Source organism: Streptomyces sp. NPDC006463 (genome assembly GCF_042870715.1).
Classification (GTDB): Bacteria; Actinomycetota; Actinomycetes; order Streptomycetales; family Streptomycetaceae; genus Streptomyces.
On the sequence record NZ_JBIAHP010000019.1, the window covers coordinates 46,751 to 63,488 of the forward strand.

The window sequence follows — 16,738 nt, forward strand, 5'->3', positions numbered from 1 at the left end:
GGACTGCCGTCGGGGCCGGGGGCGCCGGTCGGGCCGGGGGCACCCGTCGGGCCAGGCGAACCAGTCGGTCCGGGAGGCCCGCTCGGTCCGGGAGGCCCGCTCGGCCCGGGAGGCCCAGGCGGGCCAACGGCGCAGGCCGCCCTCGTAATGGTGTTGTCGTCCATCGTGACCGCGCCATTGCGCGCCAGGGCGCGGCCTTCGATCACGGCGCCGGTGTTCAGCGTGATGGACGTCAGGGCGAGGATGTTGCCCTTGAACTGGGTGGTCGTGCCGAGCGTGGCGGAGCTGCCCACCTGCCAGAACACGTTGCAGGCATTTGCTCCGTTGGTCAAGGCCACGACGCTCGCCGAACCCGTGATCAGCGTCGAGGGGATCTGGAAGATGAAGACGGCATCGGGGTTGTTCTCGCCGTTGAGAGTGACCGTTCCGTTGAGCGCCAGTGATGACGACGCCGTGTAGACGCCGGCCACCAGCGTTTGCCCGGCGAGGTCGGTCCCAGGGTTGGCGCCGGGTCCCCGGCTCGCCGCGTCGTTGTAGGCGATGACGAGGTCGGACTTCGCCTGAGCGGCGGCGGCGTCGGTGATGTGCTGCGTTCCGTTGACCTCGCCGGGCGGAAAGCCGGTCACCGCTGTGCCCGGGTGGATCCCCAGGTCTCCGTTGATGACGGTGTCGCCCGTGTTGGTGATCTCTGAACCGGCCAGGACCGCGTAGTTGGTGGCGGTCCCCAGTCCCACGGGGGCTTCCAGGGCGTGAGCGAGGTTCGGGGCCAGGGTTGCCGCCGCCAGGAGCGCTGCGGGGAGCAGGACGAGGGCTCCCCGTTTGAACAGACTGCGTCTAGGCCTTTTGTCGGGTGGACCCGACCGGATGACATCCAATGCCATAGCAGGACCTTTCTTGTTGCTTCGGGTCTCAGTCCTCCCGAAGGAAGATCCCGAGCGCCCGCGACGATGGCTACTCAGGGCCGCAAGCCCCTACCTGCGCCGGCGCGCAGGCTCCCCTGAGCGGGGACCGAGAGCGATTCCCTGCCCGAGGTAGTGATACGCCGTCACGCGGAAGTAGTCACGCATATTTCGCAGCAATATCCTGTAAATCGGAAAAAATGCTCTATGTGAGTGACGCATCGTCAGGAACCTGCGTGCGCCGCACATCCGTGCGAATGCGTTGTGTCGTCACAGTGGAGAGCCGGCCGACGTCCCCTACCGCCGCATCGCTGGACCGGCAGGGATCGGGCCGCCCGTGGAGGTGTGGCGTACTCGCCGTACCCGCCGGGTGTGGTGATCAACATCGATGAGCCGTGACGTCGACGGCGTGTGCGGCCGCGAGCCTCAAGGCCGGCGTCGGGCGGGACGTGACAGAGCCCGGCCGGTGTGACTGCGCACCGGCTGGGCTCTGGGCGTGGGGGTGAGTGGTTCTCCGGTCGGAGCGTCTCGTCGTGCAGGTCCCATTCGCGTCTCAGCCGTGTGCTCAAGGTTCCCTGGCCGCTTGACGAAAGGCCAGGTCAGGGCCATACAAGGCAATAAGGCTGATGCCCGGCCTCATGCAGCCGGTGGCTGAAGTCCTGCCACTCGTGGAGGAGCTGGTAGACGTTGAACGCGTCGCGCGGGCCGCCGCGGTCCGGGACCGTGGACCAGATGAACGCGGCCGCGCCGACCGATTCCTCGCCGATTCCGCGCAGCGGGTCGACCACCGTCATCGGGAGCTTGACGACCGCGTAGTCGGGGTGGAGGACGACCAGTTCCAGCGGGGGCACCTTGTGGAGCGGTATGCCTTCGATGCCGGTCAGGACCATGGCGGCCATCGTCTCCGGCTTGATCTTGGTGAACAGGCCGCCCATGCCCAGTTCGTCGCCGCCGAGCTCCTCCGGCCGCATCGTGACCGGGACCCGGGCCGCCGTGGCGCCGTCCGGGGCGCCGAAGTACTTGTACGTCACTCCCATGCCGCGGCCCCTGGGCGTGTCGTCCGGCGCTTCCGTGGGCCCCGGGATCGCATCGGGCGCCTCGGTGGAGCGGCGGCGGTGCTTGCCCCGGCGGCGGGATTCGCGGGCTTCGCGGGCGCGCTGGGGGTCGAGGCCGTCCGTACCCTCGCCCGGTCCACCACCGCGTTGCATATCTCCACCCGACTGGTATTGCTTGCCCCGGCCCCGTGGCCACCGCCACGCAGCCTGATCATCATGGCAGTGACCTCCCCCGCGGCGGCGCGGTGAAACGCCCGTCCGCAAGTCTGTCGCGGCCTCTGAGACCATGGCTGGTGTGAGCTACCCGTACCCGTATGAAGCCCCAGTTTCGCAGACGCTCTTCGAGCGCGCCTCCCTCGTGACCCCCGGCGGCGTGAACTCTCCGGTGCGCGCCTTCCGAGCCGTGGGCGGTACGCCCCGGTTCATGGTGTCCGGCACCGGTCCGTACCTCACCGACGCCGACGGCCGGGAGTACGTCGACCTCGTGTGCTCGTGGGGACCGATGATCCTCGGCCACTCCCACCCCGAGGTGATCGAGGCCGTCCAGGCGGCCGTCGCCCGTGGTACCTCCTTCGGCACGCCCGGTGAGGGCGAGGTCGCGCTCGCCGAGGAGATCGTCGCGCGCGTCGCCCCCGTCGAGCAGGTGCGGCTCGTGTCCTCCGGGACGGAGGCCACGATGTCGGCGATCCGCCTGGCGCGCGGCTTCACCGGCCGGGCCAAGGTCGTGAAGTTCGCCGGTTGCTACCACGGCCATGTGGACGCGCTGCTGGCCGCCGCCGGTTCCGGGCTCGCGACCTTCGCGCTGCCGGACACGCCCGGGGTCACGGGCGCCCAGGCCGGCGACACGATCGTCCTGCCCTACAACGACCTCGACGCGGTCCGGGCCGCCTTCGCCGCGCACCCCGGCGAGATCGCCTGCGTGATCACCGAGGCGGCGCCCGGCAACATGGGCGTCGTGACCCCGGCCGAGGGCTTCAACCAGGGGCTCGCGGACCTGTGCCGCGAGAACGGCGCCCTGTACATCTCCGACGAGGTCATGACAGGCTTCCGTACGAGCCGCGCCGGCTGGTACGGCGTCGACGGGGTCAAGCCGGACCTGATGACCTTCGGCAAGGTCATGGGCGGCGGCTTCCCGGCGGCGGCCTTCGGCGGCCGCGCGGACGTCATGGGGTACCTGGCTCCGGCCGGCCCGGTCTACCAGGCGGGCACGCTCTCCGGTAACCCGATCGCCACCGCCGCGGGTCTCGCGCAGCTGCGCCTGCTGGACGCGGCCGCGTACGAGAAGGTCGACGCGGTCTCGAAGGAGATCCAGGGCCTGGTCACCGCGGCGCTCGCCAAGGAGGGCGTGGCGCACCGGATGCAGACCGCGTCCAACATGTTCTCCGTCTTCTTCACCGAGGACGAGGTCCGAAACTACGACGACGCCAAGAAGCAGGAGTCCTTCCGCTTCAACGGCTTCTTCCACTCGATGCTGGCGCAGGGCGTCTACCTGCCGCCGTCCGCCTTCGAGTCCTGGTTCGTGTCCACCGCCCACGACGAGCGGGCGGTCGAGCGGATCGCGGCCGCCCTGCCGGCCGCCGCCCGGGCCGCCGCGGAGGCCACCGCATGAGCAGCAATGAGATCACCGTCGTCCACCTGGTGCGCCACGGGGAGGTGCACAACCCGGACGGGGTCCTCTACGGGCGCCGGGACGGCTACCACCTGTCCGAGCTGGGCCGGCAGATGGCCGACCGGGTCGCCGAGCACCTGGAGAACCGGGACATCGCCTACGTCGTGTCCTCCCCGCTGGAGCGGGCGCAGGAGACGGCCGCCCCGATCGCCAAGATCCACGGCCTGGAACTGGCCACGGACCGGCGGCTGCTGGAGGCGGAGAACGTCTTCGAGGGCAAGACCTTCGGCGTCGGTGACGGCGCGTTGCGCAAGCCCGGCAACTGGAAGCACCTGACGAACCCGTTCAAGCCCTCCTGGGGCGAGCCGTACGTCGAGCAGGTGGTCCGGATGATGAGCGCGCTGGAGGCCGCGCGCGACGCGGCCCGCGGCCACGAGGCGGTGGCGGTCAGCCACCAGCTGCCGATCTGGATCGTGCGCAGCTTCGCGGAGAAGCGTCGGCTGTGGCACGACCCGCGTCGCCGCCAGTGCACGCTCGCCTCGATGACGTCCTTCACGTTCCAGGGCGACCAGCTGGTGTCCGTGGGCTACAGCGAGCCGGCCCGGGATCTGGTGCCGGCGCATCTGCTGGCCGGGGCGAAGCCTGTGAAGGGGAAGTCCAAGGCCTTCGGCGCGTGAGCCGCTCCTCCTGATCCACAATCTGTAACGTCCTGTTACAGATTTGCCTAAATAAATACAAGACGCGCGGGAATCACCGTGTCAGCGCACAAGCTCAGGCTAATTGTCCGTTTATATGACGGAACGTGAGCTTTGAGATCTGACGACGGGACGGTGGCATGCGCGACTTCAGCCGAAGGGGAATGCTCGGACTCGGACTCGGTGCCGCGGCCACCGCCGCGGCCGCGGTCGGCATCGCCGGCTGCGGCCTGGGCGGCGGCAGCAAGGCCGAGCTGGGCAAGCCCGGGCCGGTCAAGAATCCCAAGCCGGGGGAGGGGCCCGTGGTCAGGCCCATCGGTGACGGCTCCACCGCCGACACCGGCCCGCAGCCCAACCAGCCCGCCAAGCCCGTACCCCTCCAGCCGGGCGAGACCCCGCCGCAGTTCGTCGTGTTCAGCTGGGACGGCGCGGGGGAGGTCGGGAACGGCCTCTTCCCCCGCTTCCTCAAGCTCGCCAAGGACCACGGCGCGGCCATGACCTTCTTCCTCTCGGGCCTCTACCTGCTGCCCGAGTCGAAGAAGGGCCTCTACCGGCCGCCGAACAACCCCGTCGGCGCCTCGGACATCGGTTACCTCAAGGACGAGAACGTCCGCTCCACCCTCGGTCACGTCCGCCAGGCGTGGCTCGACGGGCACGAGATAGGCACCCACTTCAACGGCCACTTCTGCGGCGGCTCCGGCTCGGTCGGCAAGTGGACCCCGGACGACTGGCAGAGCGAGATCGACCAGGCCGTGTCCTTCGTCACCAACTGGCGCACGAACACCGGCTTCACCGACCTCGAACCCCTGCCCTTCGACTACCGCAAGGAGCTGGCCGGAGCTCGCACCCCGTGCCTGCTCGGCCAGGAGAGCCTGCTGGCCACCGCCCAGAAGCTGGGCTGGCGCTACGACTCCAGCTCGCCCGGCGGCCTGCAGGTCTGGCCGGTGAAGAGGTCGGGCGTCTGGGACCTGCCGCTGCAGTCCCTGCCCTTTCCCGGGCACTCCTTCGAGGTGCTCTCGATGGACTACAACATCCTCGCCAACCAGTCGAAGAACACCACCAGGGGCGTGCCCGCCAACTATCCGGGCTGGCGCACCCAGGCCACCGCCACCTACCTCGGCGGCTTCCGGCGGGCCTATGAGACCAACCGCGCGCCCCTCTTCATCGGCAACCACTTCGAGGAGTGGAACGGCGGCATCTACATGGACGCCGTCGAGGAGGCACTCAAGGGCATGGCAGACAAAAGGGATGTACGCCTCGTATCCTTCCGGCAGTTCACCGACTGGCTGGACGTCCAGGACCCCAAGGTGCTCGCCAAGCTCCGCGCGCTGGGCCCCGGCCAGTCGCCCGGCGTCGGCTGGGCGGCGTACCTCACCGCCGCCTGACCAGGGCATCGACACCCCGCCGGGGGGTGCGGTAGATCCACAAATTGCTCATGCGAAACTTTTCACATGAGCCTCAGCCGCGCCCGTGCCAGTCGAAACAGCCGCCGCTCGCCCGGCGGCCGTGCCGCCCTGCTGACCGCGGTGACCGTCGCGGGCGTCATGACCCTGACGTCCTGCGGCGGCTCGGACGACGGCGGCAAGGCCACCGGCTCCGGCGGCAACTACGTCACCGGCCCGAGCGGCATCTCCAGGGTGGCCGCGGGCGAGCGGGACGAGGCCCCGCAGCTCGACGGCGAGACCGTCGACGGCAAGACCCTCGACACCACCACCCTCAAGGGCAAGGTCGTCGTCCTCAACGTCTGGGGGTCGTGGTGCCCGCCGTGCCGGGCCGAAGCCCCCAACTTCGCGAAGGTCTCCAAGGAGCTGGCCGACGCCGGCAAGGACGTCGCCTTCGTCGGCATCAACACCCGCGACACCAGCAAGCAGAACGCGGCCTCCTTCGAACAGGACTTCGGGATCACCTACCCGAGCCTGTTCGACCCGGTCGGGAAGCTGATGCTCCGCTTCCCCAAGGGCACCCTCAACGCGAACGCGATCCCCTCCACGATCATCCTCGACAAGGAGGGCCGGATCGCCGCCCGCACCCTGTCCGCGGTGAGCGAGGACCAACTCCGCTCGATGATCGACCCGATCCTCGCGGAGAAGTGACCCCGTGGTCGAGTACGTACTCGCCGCCGAGGCGACCGGCGTGAACACCACGGTCCTGAACGGGGCGCTGCTGCTGGCCCTGCCCATCTCGGTCCTCGCCGGGCTGGTCTCCTTCTTCTCGCCCTGCGTGCTCCCGCTGGTCCCCGGCTACCTCTCCTACGTGACCGGCGTCAGCGGCGCCGACCTCGCCGAGGCCCGGCGCGGGCGGATGCTGGCGGGCGCGCTCCTGTTCATCGCCGGCTTCACCGCCGTCTTCGTCTCCACCGGCGCGCTCTTCGGCTACTTCGGCGAGACCCTCCGGGAGAACACCGAGATCATCTCCCGCGTCCTGGGCGGCCTGGTGATCCTCCTGGGCCTGTTCTTCATGGGAGCGATCCCGGGCCTGACGATGCGGGAGTTCCGCTTCCACAAGAAGCCGACGGCAGGCCTGATCGGCGCCCCGCTGCTCGGCGTGCTCTTCGGCGTCGGCTGGACCCCCTGCATGGGCCCGACCCTCGCGGCCGTCACCACGCTCTCCCTCGACCAGGCCAGCGCCGGCCGGGGCGCGCTGCTGACCGTCGCCTACTGCCTCGGACTCGGCCTGCCCTTCATCCTCACCGCGATCGCCTTCCGCAAGGCGCTCGGCGCGTTCGGCTGGGTGAAGAAGCACTATGCGTGGGTGATGCGCATCGGCGGAGGCATGCTGATCCTGACCGGCCTGCTGCTCGTCACAGGAATGTGGTCCAGCATCGTCAACGACATGCAGAGCTGGACCCAACGCTTCACGGTGGGGATCTGAGGACTACACGGACATGAGTACGACCGATAACGCGTCCACCGAGGCGCCGCGATCCGAAGACCCCGCCGAGCCCGAGCTCGGCGCGGCCGGCGCCCAGCTCTCCACCGCCCCGCTGGAGGACAGCCCCACCGGGCCGGCCGTCGGCATCGGGGTGATCGGCTGGGCCCGCTGGTTCTGGCGGCAGCTCACCTCCATGCGGGTGGCGCTGATCCTGCTCTTCATGCTGTCCCTGGGCGCGATCCCGGGCTCCCTCATCCCGCAGACCAACGTCGACGCGATGAAGGTCGCCGTCTGGAAGCGGGACAACCCGTCCTGGGTGGGCGTCGCCGAGAAGCTCCAGCTCTTCGACGTCTACAGCTCGGTGTGGTTCTCCGCGATCTACCTGCTGCTGTTCATCTCGCTGATCGGCTGCATCCTGCCGCGCTCCTGGCAGTTCGTGGGCCAGCTCCGCGGCCGGCCGCCGGCCGCCCCCAAGCGCCTGGACCGGCTGCCCGTGTACACGACGTGGCGCACGGACAAGTCCCCGGACGAGGTGCTCTCGTACGCGGGGACGGTGCTCGGCGGGCAGCGCTTCCGCACCGAGGCGGGCGGCGGGAACTCCGTCGCCGCGGAGAAGGGCTACCTGCGCGAGGCCGGCAATCTGGCCTTCCACGTGGCGCTGATCGTGATGTTGGTGGCCTTCGCCTGGGGCCAGTACTTCAAGTCCGAGGGCGGCAAGCTCGTCCTGCGCGGCAGCGGCTTTTCGAACACGCTCACCCAGTACGACGACTTCAAGTACGGCAGCCTCTTCGACCCCGACGACCTGCCGCCCTTCTCGTTCACCTTGGACAGGTTCGACGCGACGTACGAGAAGACCGGCCCGCAGCGGGGCACCCCGCGCGACTTCAAGGCGTACGTCACCTTCAGTGAGGGCGCGGCCGGCAAGCCGCAGAAGCGCGAGATCCAGGTCAACGAGCCCCTTGAGGTCGAGGGCTCCAAGGTCTACCTGCTCGGGCACGGCTACGCGCCGGTCATCTCGGTGACCGACCCCACCGGCAAGGTGATCTTCAAGGACGCCGTGCCGATGCTCCCCCAGGACGGCAACCTCACCTCCACCGGAGCCGTCAAGGTCACCGACGGCTACAAGGACAAGGACGGCAAGAAGGAGCAGCTCGGCTTCAACGCCGTCTTCGTCCCGACGTTCGCGGGCGAGGGCCAGGGCATGATGTTCTCGCAGTTCCCGGAGCTGGGGAATCCGCGGCTCATGCTCAGCGCCTGGCACGGCAGCCTCGGCGTCGACTCGGGTCTGCCGCAGAACGTGTACCAGCTGGACACCACCAAGATGGAGTCGTTCAAGGACGAGTCCGGCCAGCTGTTCAAGCAGAAGCTGGCGCACGGCGAGTCGATGGTCCTGCCGAACGGCGCGGGCACCGTGAAGTTCGAGGGCATCGAGCGGTGGGCCACCTTCTCCGTCACCCACCAGCCCGGCAGCGGCCTCGCCCTCGCGGGCGCGATCGCCGCCATCGCGGGCCTGGCCGGGTCCCTGTTCATCCAGCGCCGCCGGGTCTGGGTGCGCGCGGAGCGCGGCGAGGACGGCGTCACCGTCGTCGAGATGGCGGGCCTCGGCCGCAGCGAGTCCACCCGGCTCCCGGAAGAGCTGGCGGAGCTCGCCGCCACCCTGCACGAGCAGGCGCCGACCGCGACGCCCGCCGAACCTGTCGAAGAAACCCCCGAAGGAGAGCGCGGATGACGCCGCTCGCTGCCGCAGCCAACGAGAACCTGGCTCAGATCAGCAATTACCTGGTCTATTCGTCGATGGCGGTCTACATGCTCGCCTTCTTCGCGCACATCGCCGAGTGGACCTTCGGCAGCCGCAGCAAGGTGGCCCGTACGGCCGCCGCGCTGACCGCCGCCGCACCCGCCGTGCAGGTCCGGAGCAAGGGGGGCGGTACGGCCGTCCTCGACAAGCCGCAGGTCGTCACCCGCTCCGCCACGGGCACGCGCGACGTGCCCGACGGCCCGGGCGCCGCGGGCGGCACCGAGCAGGGTGACCTGTACGGGCGGATCGCGGTCTCGCTGACCGCGCTCGCCTTCCTCATCGAGGCGGGCGGCGTCGTCGCCCGGGCGATGTCGGTGCAGCGGGCCCCCTGGGGCAACATGTACGAGTTCTCGATCACCTTCTCCACGGTGGCCGTCGGCGCGTACCTGGTGCTCCTCGCGCTGAAGAAGAACGTCCGCTGGCTCGGTCTGATCCTGGTCACCACCGTCCTGCTGGACCTCGGTATCGCTGTGACCTGGCTCTACACCGACAGTGACCAGCTGGTCCCGGCCCTGCACTCGTACTGGCTGTGGATCCACGTCTCCACCGCGATCTTCTGCGGCGCCGTCTTCTACATCGGCGCGGCGGGAGCGGTCCTGTACCTCTTCCGCGACTCCTACGAGGCCAAGCTCGCGGGCGGCGGCAAGCCGGGCAGGTTCGCCTCCTCCGTGCTGGAGCGGCTGCCCTCGGCGACCTCGCTCGACAAGTTCTCGTACCGCATCAACGCGGCCGTCTTCCCGCTGTGGACCTTCACGATCATCGCGGGCGCGATCTGGGCGGGCGACGCCTGGGGCCGCTACTGGGGCTGGGACCCCAAGGAGGTCTGGTCCTTCGTGACGTGGGTGGCGTACGCCGCCTACCTGCACGCCCGCGCCACCGCCGGCTGGAAGGGCCGCAAGGCCGCGTACCTCGCGCTCTTCGCCTTCGCCTGCTGGATCTGGAACTACTACGGCGTGAACATCCTGCTCAGCGGCAAGCACTCGTACGCGGGCGTCTGACCCGCGGGAGTGGGACGCTGGTGTCATGCCTCCTGTGAGTCATGGCACCAGCGAGAGCCCCGGCGAAGGCCGCCTGCGGATCCGCTTCGAGCTGCACCTCCCGTACGCGTACGAGGAGCTGTGGCCCGCCCTGACCACGCGGGAGGGGCTGCGCGGCTGGCTGGCCGAGGCGGAGGTCCTGGAGCGCAGGCTCGGCGGGGAGGTCACGCTGCACCGGCTGGGCAGCCCGACGGTGGAGAGCGGCCGCGTCACGGCCTGGGACGTCGAGCGGGTCGTGGAGTACACGGTGGGCGGGCAGGAGCGGATCCGTTTCCACCTGGAGCCGGTGGGGACGGACTCGACCGTCATCCGGTTCGTGAGCGAGCGCCGCGTGAACGACCGGGCCGGGGCGGACGAGGCCGAGGCCGACCGTCTGGACTGGCTCGCGGTATGGCACGACCACTTCGAACTGCTGGAGTCCGCGCTGGCCGGGCAGCCGGTGGACTGGGTCCTGTGGACGGGCGCCCGCCGGGACGAGCTGTGCGAGGACTACGCGGCCCTGTCCAGGACGTAGGCCGCTCACCCCGCTCAACCGCTAACCCCGCTCCCCGCTCGCCCCGCTCAACCGCTCACCACACCGGCCGCAGGGCCGGCAGTTCCGCGTCCCCGTTGAGGGTGCGCACGACGCGCCAGAGCTCGCCGCGCAGGGCCGGGAGATCGGCGCTGCAGCCGAGTTCGTCCTCCAGCTGGTGCAGGATGCGGCCCGCGACGGCCAGGTGGTCGACGGCCGCCGGGGTCAGCACGACCAGCTTGCGGCGGCCGCCCTCGGGGTGCGGCTCGCGGCGGACGTAGCCGCGCTTCTCCAGGTCGTCCACGAGCTGACCGGCGGCCTGTTTCGTCACTCCGAGCCGCTCGGCGAGCTCGGACGCCGTGGCTCCGGGGCCCTTGAGGACCTGGAAGGCCATCCCGTGCTGGGGCCGCAGGTCGGCGTATCCGGCCTCTGCCACCCGCCGCGTGAACTCGCCCAGCAGCAGCTGGAAGCCCAGGCCGAGCAGGAAGGCCAGCTCGACACCCTCGTCTTCGTCTCCGGTCACGGAAACATGGTGACACAGGCGAGTCAACCTGCTTTACTCATCGCAAGTAAAGCTCCTTGACTCACAGGATTGAGGAACCGCCTTGCACGTGATCACCACGTCTCCCGAACACGTCACCGTCTCCCCGAACGCCACCATGACCGGACTCGCCGCCCCCAGCCGGGGCAGCGCCGAACTCAGCACCTGGCACGTCGACATGGCCGCCGGCGCGACCGGCCCCGAGCACTCCGTCAGCCGCGAGCAGGTCTGGACGCTCACGGCCGGATCGCTGGAGATCACCTGGGACGGGGGCCGCACCGAGAAGGTCACCGCGGGCCAGACCCTGGTCCTGCCCCCGGACGTGCTCCGCCGGATCCACGCCACCGAGTCCTTCGAGGCCTACGTCGCCATGCGAGCGGACGGCGTGGCCTCGGTCCCGGGCACCGAGGGCACCCGCGTCCTGCCCTGGGCGCAGTGAACGGGCGTCCCGCTCCGGGCTAGTCCTTGTCCTTGCCGGTGTCCTTCTTCCTCTCCTGCTCGTCGCGCAGGGACTTCAGGAACTCCGGGTTGTCGTCGGGCGCGACCCACTGGGCCCGGCGCGCCCGGCCGCCGCCGACCGCGGAGCGCTTCTTGCCCGCCGCCAGCCACACCACCGGCCCGACGATGGAGAAGAGCAGGATGATGATCACCCACACCACCTTGGGCAGGTGCTTGACCTCTTCCTCCGGCGTGTTCAGGCAGTCGATGAAGGCGTAGATGGTCAGCGCGAGGATCAGCAGGAACGGCAGATAGCGCAGCACGGTGTGGGACCGACTCCCGGGCAGTGGCGGCGGGCCCGCAGCGGGCCCCGGTGACAGATCCAGGGTAGTTGGTGACGGATACTGGCCCCTATGGCTTACGACGATCTCCGCTCGCTGCTCCGGGCCCTGGAGCGGGAGGGCGACCTCAAGCGCATCAAGGCCGAAGTCGACCCGTACCTGGAGGTCGGGGAGATCGTCGACAGAGTGAACAAGGCGGGGGGTCCGGCGCTCCTCTTCGAGAACGTCAAGGGCTCGGCGATGCCGCTGGCCATGAACGTCTTCGGCACCGACCGCCGCCTCCTGAAGGCGCTCGGCCTGAAGTCCTACGGCGAGATCAGCGAGAAGATCGGCGGCCTGCTCAAGCCGGAGCTGCCCCAGGGCTTCATCGGCGTCCGCGAGGCCTTCGGCAAGCTCGGCTCGATGGTTCACGTGCCGCCGAAGAAGATCAAGGGTGAGGCCCCGGTCCAGGAGGTCGTCCTCACCGGCGACGACGTGGACCTCGACCAGCTGCCGGCGCTCTTCACCTGGCCCAAGGACGGCGGCTCCTTCTTCAACCTCGGCCTCACCCACACCAAGCACCCCGAGACCGGCGTACGCAACCTCGGCCTCTACCGCCTCCAGCGCCACGACAAGCGCACCATCGGCATGCACTGGCAGATCCACAAGGACAGCCGCAACCACTACGCGGTCGCAGCCAAGCGCGGCGAGCGGCTGCCGGTCGCGATCGCCTTCGGCTGCCCGCCCGCGGTGACGTACGCGTCCACAGCACCGCTGCCCGGCGACATCGACGAGTACCTCTTCGCCGGCTTCGTCGCGGGCAAGCGGATCGAGATGGTCGACTGCAAGACCGTGCCGCTCCAGGTCCCGGCCAACGCGGAGGTCGTTATCGAGGGCTGGCTGGAGCCGGGCGAGACGCTCCCGGAGGGCCCCTTCGGCGACCACACCGGCTTCTACACCCCGCAGGAACCGTTCCCCGCACTGAAGATCGACTGCGTGACGATGCGCAGGCGCCCGCTGCTCCAGTCGATCGTGGTCGGCCGGCCGCCGACCGAGGACGGGCCGCTGGGCCGTGCGACGGAGCGCTTCTTCCTCCCGCTGCTCAAGATCATCGTGCCGGACATCGTGGACTACCACCTGCCCGAGTCGGGCGGATTCCACAACTGCGCGATCGTCTCGATCGACAAGAAGTACCCCAAGCACGCGCAGAAGGTCATGCACGCCATCTGGGGCGCGCACATGATGTCGCTGACCAAGCTGATCATCGTGGTGGACGCCGACTGCGACGTCCACGACCTGCACGAGGTGTCGTGGCGGGCGCTCGGCAACACGGACTACTCCCGCGACCTGACGGTCGTGGAGGGCCCGGTGGACCACCTGGACCACGCCTCGTACCAGCAGTTCTGGGGCGGCAAGGCGGGCATCGACGCCACCAAGAAGCTTCCCGAGGAGGGCTACACCCGCGACGGCGGCTGGCCCGACATGGTCGAGTCGGACCCGGCGACCGCGGCCCTGGTGGACCGCCGCTGGAAGGAGTACGGACTGTGAGCCCCATCGCCATGGGCGGCCCGGCCCTGTTCATCGGCACCGACGAGACGTACGTGGCACTGCTGCGCCCGGAGCTCGACCCGGCGGATCCGGGCCTCCGGCTGGCCGCCGAGCAGGCGGGCGTGACGCCCGAGGAGTTCGCGGGCCCCGGCAACGTCTGGGCGCTCATGCTCGATGCGGACGGCGAGGGCGACGGCTTCGAGCTGCCCGGCGCCCGGGACATCGAGGCGGACGACTTCGCGGAGCAGCTCCAGCGAGCCGTGGCGGAGGGCGAGCCGTTCGCCGCCGAGGCCGGGAACTTCCTCCGCCTCGCCGCCCGCCCGGCTGGCGACACCTGGCAGCTCACCGCGCACGTGACCCCGCCGGAGGGCCACGACGGAGCTCCCCGGACCCTGGAGCTCGGCCCGCTTCCCACGGCGGAGCTGCTGGCCGACCTCGAAGAGTTCCGCAGGAGCCTGGCGTGACCTCCTCCGCGGACGGTGACTACCCGCCGCAGCTGCGGCTCGGTGACGACATCAGCTCGGTGCGGCTCACCGCGCCCGAAGGGGCGGACACGTTCTGGCGGCTCACCGCGGACTGGAGCGGCTGCTTCACGGCGGACTTCGAAGCCGCCGGAGTCAGCACCGAGGACGTCGCGGCGTTCGCGGACCGGCTGCTCGAAGGCTTCGCCCCCGACGGGCCCTTCGCGCCGCGCGAGCACTTCAGCGCGGTCGTCAGCGAGGGCCGCAACAACCCGCTGAGCGTCCACGTCCGCCGGCTTGACGACGGGGTCGTGTTCCTGGCACGCGTCACGCCGTGCGGGCACGACGAGACCTCGCACCTCGACCTGGAGATCGGCGCCGTCCCCCTGGACGACCAGGTGGCCCACCTCGAAGCGTTCCGGAGGGAACTCGCATGATGACCACCGCCGACGGAGTCATCGGATCCGGCCCCGCGCCGCAGGCCCCCGGCAAGGTCAAGGCCTTCCTGCGGCTCGTGATGATCGAGCACTCGGTCTTCGCGCTGCCCTTCGCCTACATCGCCGCGCTCACCGCCATGTTCCAGCTCGACCGGGGCGTGCACTGGGGCACGCTGCTGCTCGTCACGACCTGCATGGTGGGTCTGCGGACCTTCGCGATGGCCGCCAACCGGATCATCGACCGCGAGATCGACTCCCGCAACCCGCGTACCGCCGGCCGTGAGCTGGTCACCGGCGCGGTCTCCGTGCGCTCCGCGTGGACCGGGGCCGGGATCGCGCTCGCCGTCTTCCTGGGCTCGGCGGCGCTGCTGAACCCGCTCTGCCTGGCGCTGGCGCCCGTCGCGGTGGTCCCCATGGTGGTGTACCCGTACGGCAAGCGGTTCACGAACTTCCCGCACGCCATCCTGGGTCTGGCCCAGGCGATCGGTCCGGTCGGGGCCTGGCTGGCGGTCACCGGCGAGTGGTCCTGGGACGCGGTGATCCTGGGGCTCGCGGTGGGCGTGTGGATCGGCGGCTTCGACCTGATCTTCGGCTCCCAGGACGTGGCCGCGGACCGCGCGGAGGGCGTCAAGTCCGTCCCGGCCCGCTTCGGCGTCCCGGCCGCTCTCTGGGGGGCCCGCGGCGCGCACGTCGTGACCACGGCCCTGCTGGCCTGGTACGCCCTCGCCACGGACGCGGGCGTGCTGTTCTGGTCGGGCCTGGTGATCGTCGCCTGTGCCTTCTGCTACGAGCACACCATCGTGAAGCCGCACGACCTGTCCCGCCTGAACCGCGCCTTCTTCACGGTCAACGGCTTCATCGGCATCGCCCTCTTCGTGTGCGCCCTGCTCGACCTGGTGTCCCGCGGTCTGACCTTCTAGTCCCAGGCCTAAGCCCGGATCATCCGGCCCCCGCCCGCCGGGTGGGCCGGGCGGCGGAAGAACAGGGCCGTCAGGACGCCCGCCGCGAGGCCGCAGAGGTGGCCCTGCCAGCTGACCGCGGTGTCCGTCGGCAGGACGCCGAGGAAGAAGGAGCCGCCGCAGATCGCGGCGATCACCAAGCCCACCGCGATACCGAGGGCCTTGCGCTCGACGAAGCCGCGGACCACGAGGTAGCCGAAGAGGCCGAAGACCAGGCCCGAGGCGCCGGCGGTGTTGGTGTGCGAGGGGGCTATCAGCCAGATGCCGATCCCGTCCCCGAGGATGATGACGGCGCTGACGGCCAGGAAGTGGCGTATGCCGCTGAGCGCGGCGACGAAGCCGAAGATCAGCAGGGCGACGCTGTTGGCCGCCACGTGCGCGAAGCCGAAGTGCAGGAACGGGGCGGTGAGGATGCCGCTGAGCCCCTCGGCGCTGCGCGCGGTGATCCCGTACGGGTCCAGCGCGTGCCCGGTGGCGAAATCGACGGCCTCGATCACCCACAGGAGGGCCACCCAGCCGAGCATCAGCTTGGCCGCGGCCTTCGCGCGGTCGGTCTGTGCCCAGGTGTCCGCAGCCGTGCTCACCGTCGTCCCCTTCGTCGTGCGTCCCACCCCCTGGAACGTCCGGCCACCATAGCGAGTGCCCGCCCGTGGTGGCCGGATAGTCTCGGAGGTATGACTGAGCGCAAGCGCACCCCGTGGGTGGTCGGGGTTTCCGGGGCGTCCGGGACGCCGTACGCGGCGGCCGTGCTCCGCGGGCTGCTCGCGGCGGGGGAGAGCGTCGACCTGGTGGTCAGCCGGGCCTCGCGCCTCACTCTGCTGGACGAGACCGGGATCGCCTTCCGTGACGCGCACTGGCGCGACGATCTGACGCAGTGGCTGACATACGGCGCCGACGGCAAGCCGGGCACCTTCGCGCCGTTCGAGGGCGATGTCCGGTTCTGGGGCGCCGGGGACCTGGCGGCCGGTCCGAGCTCGGGCTCGTACCCCGTCAAGGGGATGCTCATCGTCCCCGCGTCCACGGCCTGCGTGGCGGGGGTGGCGCTCGGGCTGTCGAAGGACCTGCTCCAGCGGGTCGCGAGCGTGACGCTCAAGGAGCGGCGCCGGCTGGTGGTCGCGGTGCGGGAGACCCCGCTGAACGGGCAGACGCTGAAGCATCTGGTGGCGCTGGACGAGGCGGGCGCGATCGTGCTGCCCGCCTCTCCGGCGTTCTACGCGGGCGCGACGCACATCCAGGACCTGGTGGACTTCGTCGCGGGGCGGGTGCTGGACGCGGCAGGGGTGCCGCACCGGCTGTACCGCCGTTGGGAGGGGGACCTCGGTGGATCCCGCCCTCGGGGTTAGGCCTTCTTGGTCCGGCCCGGCTTGCGGGTCTTGTCGACGCGGTGGGCGGCGGCGGGCTGGTGGGCACGGGATCGGTTGGCCAGCTCCTGGAGCTGTCGCATGTGTGCGTAGGCCATCTCGATCGTGTACACGGTGAACCACTCCTGAAGATCGTTATTGATCTGCTGAAAGATTTCACAGGGTGTTGACCCTGTGTGCCTTAGATTCTATACCTAA

At 70.0% G+C, this 16,738-nt stretch carries 20 protein-coding genes; 14 read left to right on the plus strand and 6 right to left on the minus strand.

Going from position 1 to position 16,738, the window contains the following annotated elements:
• A partial coding sequence (locus tag ACFYOB_RS29420) for an ice-binding family protein (RefSeq protein ID WP_388564637.1) occupies nt 1-734 on the minus strand: 734 nt, incomplete at its 3' end.
• 764 nt (nt 735-1,498) lie between these two features.
• Nucleotides 1,499-1,936: a hypothetical protein gene (locus ACFYOB_RS29425; protein ID WP_388564915.1), complete on the minus strand. Its 438-nt coding sequence runs from the start codon at nt 1,934-1,936 to the stop codon at nt 1,499-1,501.
• Nucleotides 1,937-2,240: 304 nt separating this feature from the next.
• On the opposite strand from ACFYOB_RS29425, the gene hemL reads away from it, so the two are divergent.
• From hemL to ACFYOB_RS29465, 8 genes are all read left to right on the plus strand, one after another.
• Complete coding sequence (gene hemL / locus ACFYOB_RS29430) at nt 2,241-3,563, plus strand: glutamate-1-semialdehyde 2,1-aminomutase (protein WP_388564640.1); 1,323 nt, start codon at nt 2,241-2,243, stop codon at nt 3,561-3,563.
• A complete protein-coding gene (locus tag ACFYOB_RS29435; protein ID WP_388564642.1) occupies nt 3,560-4,240 on the plus strand; it encodes a histidine phosphatase family protein in 681 nt (226 codons plus the stop codon). The genes hemL and ACFYOB_RS29435 overlap by 4 nt, the downstream gene beginning before the upstream one ends.
• A 158-nt stretch (nt 4,241-4,398) precedes the next feature.
• Entirely contained in the window at nt 4,399-5,643 is a 1,245-nt protein-coding gene (locus ACFYOB_RS29440) for a hypothetical protein (RefSeq protein ID WP_388564644.1), read from the plus strand.
• Between the two features lie 66 nt (nt 5,644-5,709).
• Complete coding sequence (locus ACFYOB_RS29445) at nt 5,710-6,351, plus strand: TlpA family protein disulfide reductase (RefSeq protein WP_388564647.1); 642 nt, start codon at nt 5,710-5,712, stop codon at nt 6,349-6,351.
• Between the two features lie 4 nt (nt 6,352-6,355).
• Complete coding sequence (locus tag ACFYOB_RS29450) at nt 6,356-7,129, plus strand: cytochrome c biogenesis CcdA family protein (protein WP_388564650.1); 774 nt, start codon at nt 6,356-6,358, stop codon at nt 7,127-7,129.
• Between the two features lie 13 nt (nt 7,130-7,142).
• Entirely contained in the window at nt 7,143-8,858 is a 1,716-nt protein-coding gene (locus ACFYOB_RS29455; RefSeq protein WP_388564652.1) for a cytochrome c biogenesis protein ResB, read from the plus strand.
• A complete protein-coding gene (gene ccsB / locus ACFYOB_RS29460; protein WP_388564654.1) occupies nt 8,855-9,925 on the plus strand; it encodes a c-type cytochrome biogenesis protein CcsB in 1,071 nt (356 codons plus the stop codon). The genes ACFYOB_RS29455 and ccsB overlap by 4 nt, the downstream gene beginning before the upstream one ends.
• A gap of 25 nt (nt 9,926-9,950) precedes the next feature.
• Nucleotides 9,951-10,478, plus strand: coding sequence for an SRPBCC domain-containing protein (locus ACFYOB_RS29465; protein ID WP_388564657.1), 528 nt, complete (start codon nt 9,951-9,953; stop codon nt 10,476-10,478).
• Nucleotides 10,479-10,533: 55 nt separating this feature from the next.
• On the opposite strand, the gene ACFYOB_RS29470 is transcribed toward ACFYOB_RS29465, so the two are convergent.
• Nucleotides 10,534-10,998, minus strand: coding sequence for a MarR family winged helix-turn-helix transcriptional regulator (locus ACFYOB_RS29470; RefSeq protein ID WP_388564660.1), 465 nt, complete (start codon nt 10,996-10,998; stop codon nt 10,534-10,536).
• An 88-nt stretch (nt 10,999-11,086) separates the two neighbouring features.
• Between ACFYOB_RS29470 and ACFYOB_RS29475 the strand changes: the two genes are divergently transcribed.
• Nucleotides 11,087-11,455, plus strand: a complete 369-nt coding sequence (locus tag ACFYOB_RS29475) for a cupin domain-containing protein (RefSeq protein ID WP_388564662.1) — start codon at nt 11,087-11,089, stop codon at nt 11,453-11,455.
• Nucleotides 11,456-11,474: 19 nt separating this feature from the next.
• Here ACFYOB_RS29475 and ACFYOB_RS29480 read toward each other — a convergent pair whose 3' ends face one another.
• A complete protein-coding gene (locus tag ACFYOB_RS29480) occupies nt 11,475-11,777 on the minus strand; it encodes a PLD nuclease N-terminal domain-containing protein (protein ID WP_388564665.1) in 303 nt (100 codons plus the stop codon).
• Nucleotides 11,778-11,867: 90 nt separating this feature from the next.
• Here ACFYOB_RS29480 and ACFYOB_RS29485 point away from each other — a divergent pair, with 90 nt between their 5' ends.
• From ACFYOB_RS29485 to mqnP, 4 genes are read left to right on the plus strand one after another with little or no spacing between them, the layout of a single operon-like run.
• Entirely contained in the window at nt 11,868-13,322 is a 1,455-nt protein-coding gene (locus ACFYOB_RS29485; protein WP_328927038.1) for a menaquinone biosynthesis decarboxylase, read from the plus strand.
• Nucleotides 13,319-13,786, plus strand: coding sequence for a hypothetical protein (locus ACFYOB_RS29490; protein ID WP_388564668.1), 468 nt, complete (start codon nt 13,319-13,321; stop codon nt 13,784-13,786). The genes ACFYOB_RS29485 and ACFYOB_RS29490 overlap by 4 nt, the downstream gene beginning before the upstream one ends.
• Nucleotides 13,783-14,220: a hypothetical protein gene (locus tag ACFYOB_RS29495; protein WP_388564671.1), complete on the plus strand. Its 438-nt coding sequence runs from the start codon at nt 13,783-13,785 to the stop codon at nt 14,218-14,220. Before ACFYOB_RS29490 ends, ACFYOB_RS29495 begins: the two co-directional genes overlap by 4 nt.
• Nucleotides 14,217-15,140, plus strand: a complete 924-nt coding sequence (mqnP, locus tag ACFYOB_RS29500; protein WP_388564673.1) for a menaquinone biosynthesis prenyltransferase MqnP — start codon at nt 14,217-14,219, stop codon at nt 15,138-15,140. Before ACFYOB_RS29495 ends, mqnP begins: the two co-directional genes overlap by 4 nt.
• An 8-nt stretch (nt 15,141-15,148) precedes the next feature.
• On the opposite strand, the gene ACFYOB_RS29505 is transcribed toward mqnP, so the two are convergent.
• Entirely contained in the window at nt 15,149-15,703 is a 555-nt protein-coding gene (locus tag ACFYOB_RS29505; protein WP_388564918.1) for a rhomboid family intramembrane serine protease, read from the minus strand.
• 150 nt (nt 15,704-15,853) lie between these two features.
• Here ACFYOB_RS29505 and ACFYOB_RS29510 point away from each other — a divergent pair, with 150 nt between their 5' ends.
• Nucleotides 15,854-16,522, plus strand: coding sequence for a UbiX family flavin prenyltransferase (locus ACFYOB_RS29510; RefSeq protein ID WP_388564676.1), 669 nt, complete (start codon nt 15,854-15,856; stop codon nt 16,520-16,522).
• Here ACFYOB_RS29510 and ACFYOB_RS29515 read toward each other — a convergent pair.
• On the minus strand, nt 16,519-16,653 hold the full coding sequence (locus ACFYOB_RS29515) for a hypothetical protein (RefSeq protein ID WP_388564679.1): 135 nt from the start codon (nt 16,651-16,653) through the stop codon (nt 16,519-16,521). The genes ACFYOB_RS29510 and ACFYOB_RS29515 overlap by 4 nt on opposite strands.
• Between the last annotated feature and the right edge of the window lie 85 nt (nt 16,654-16,738).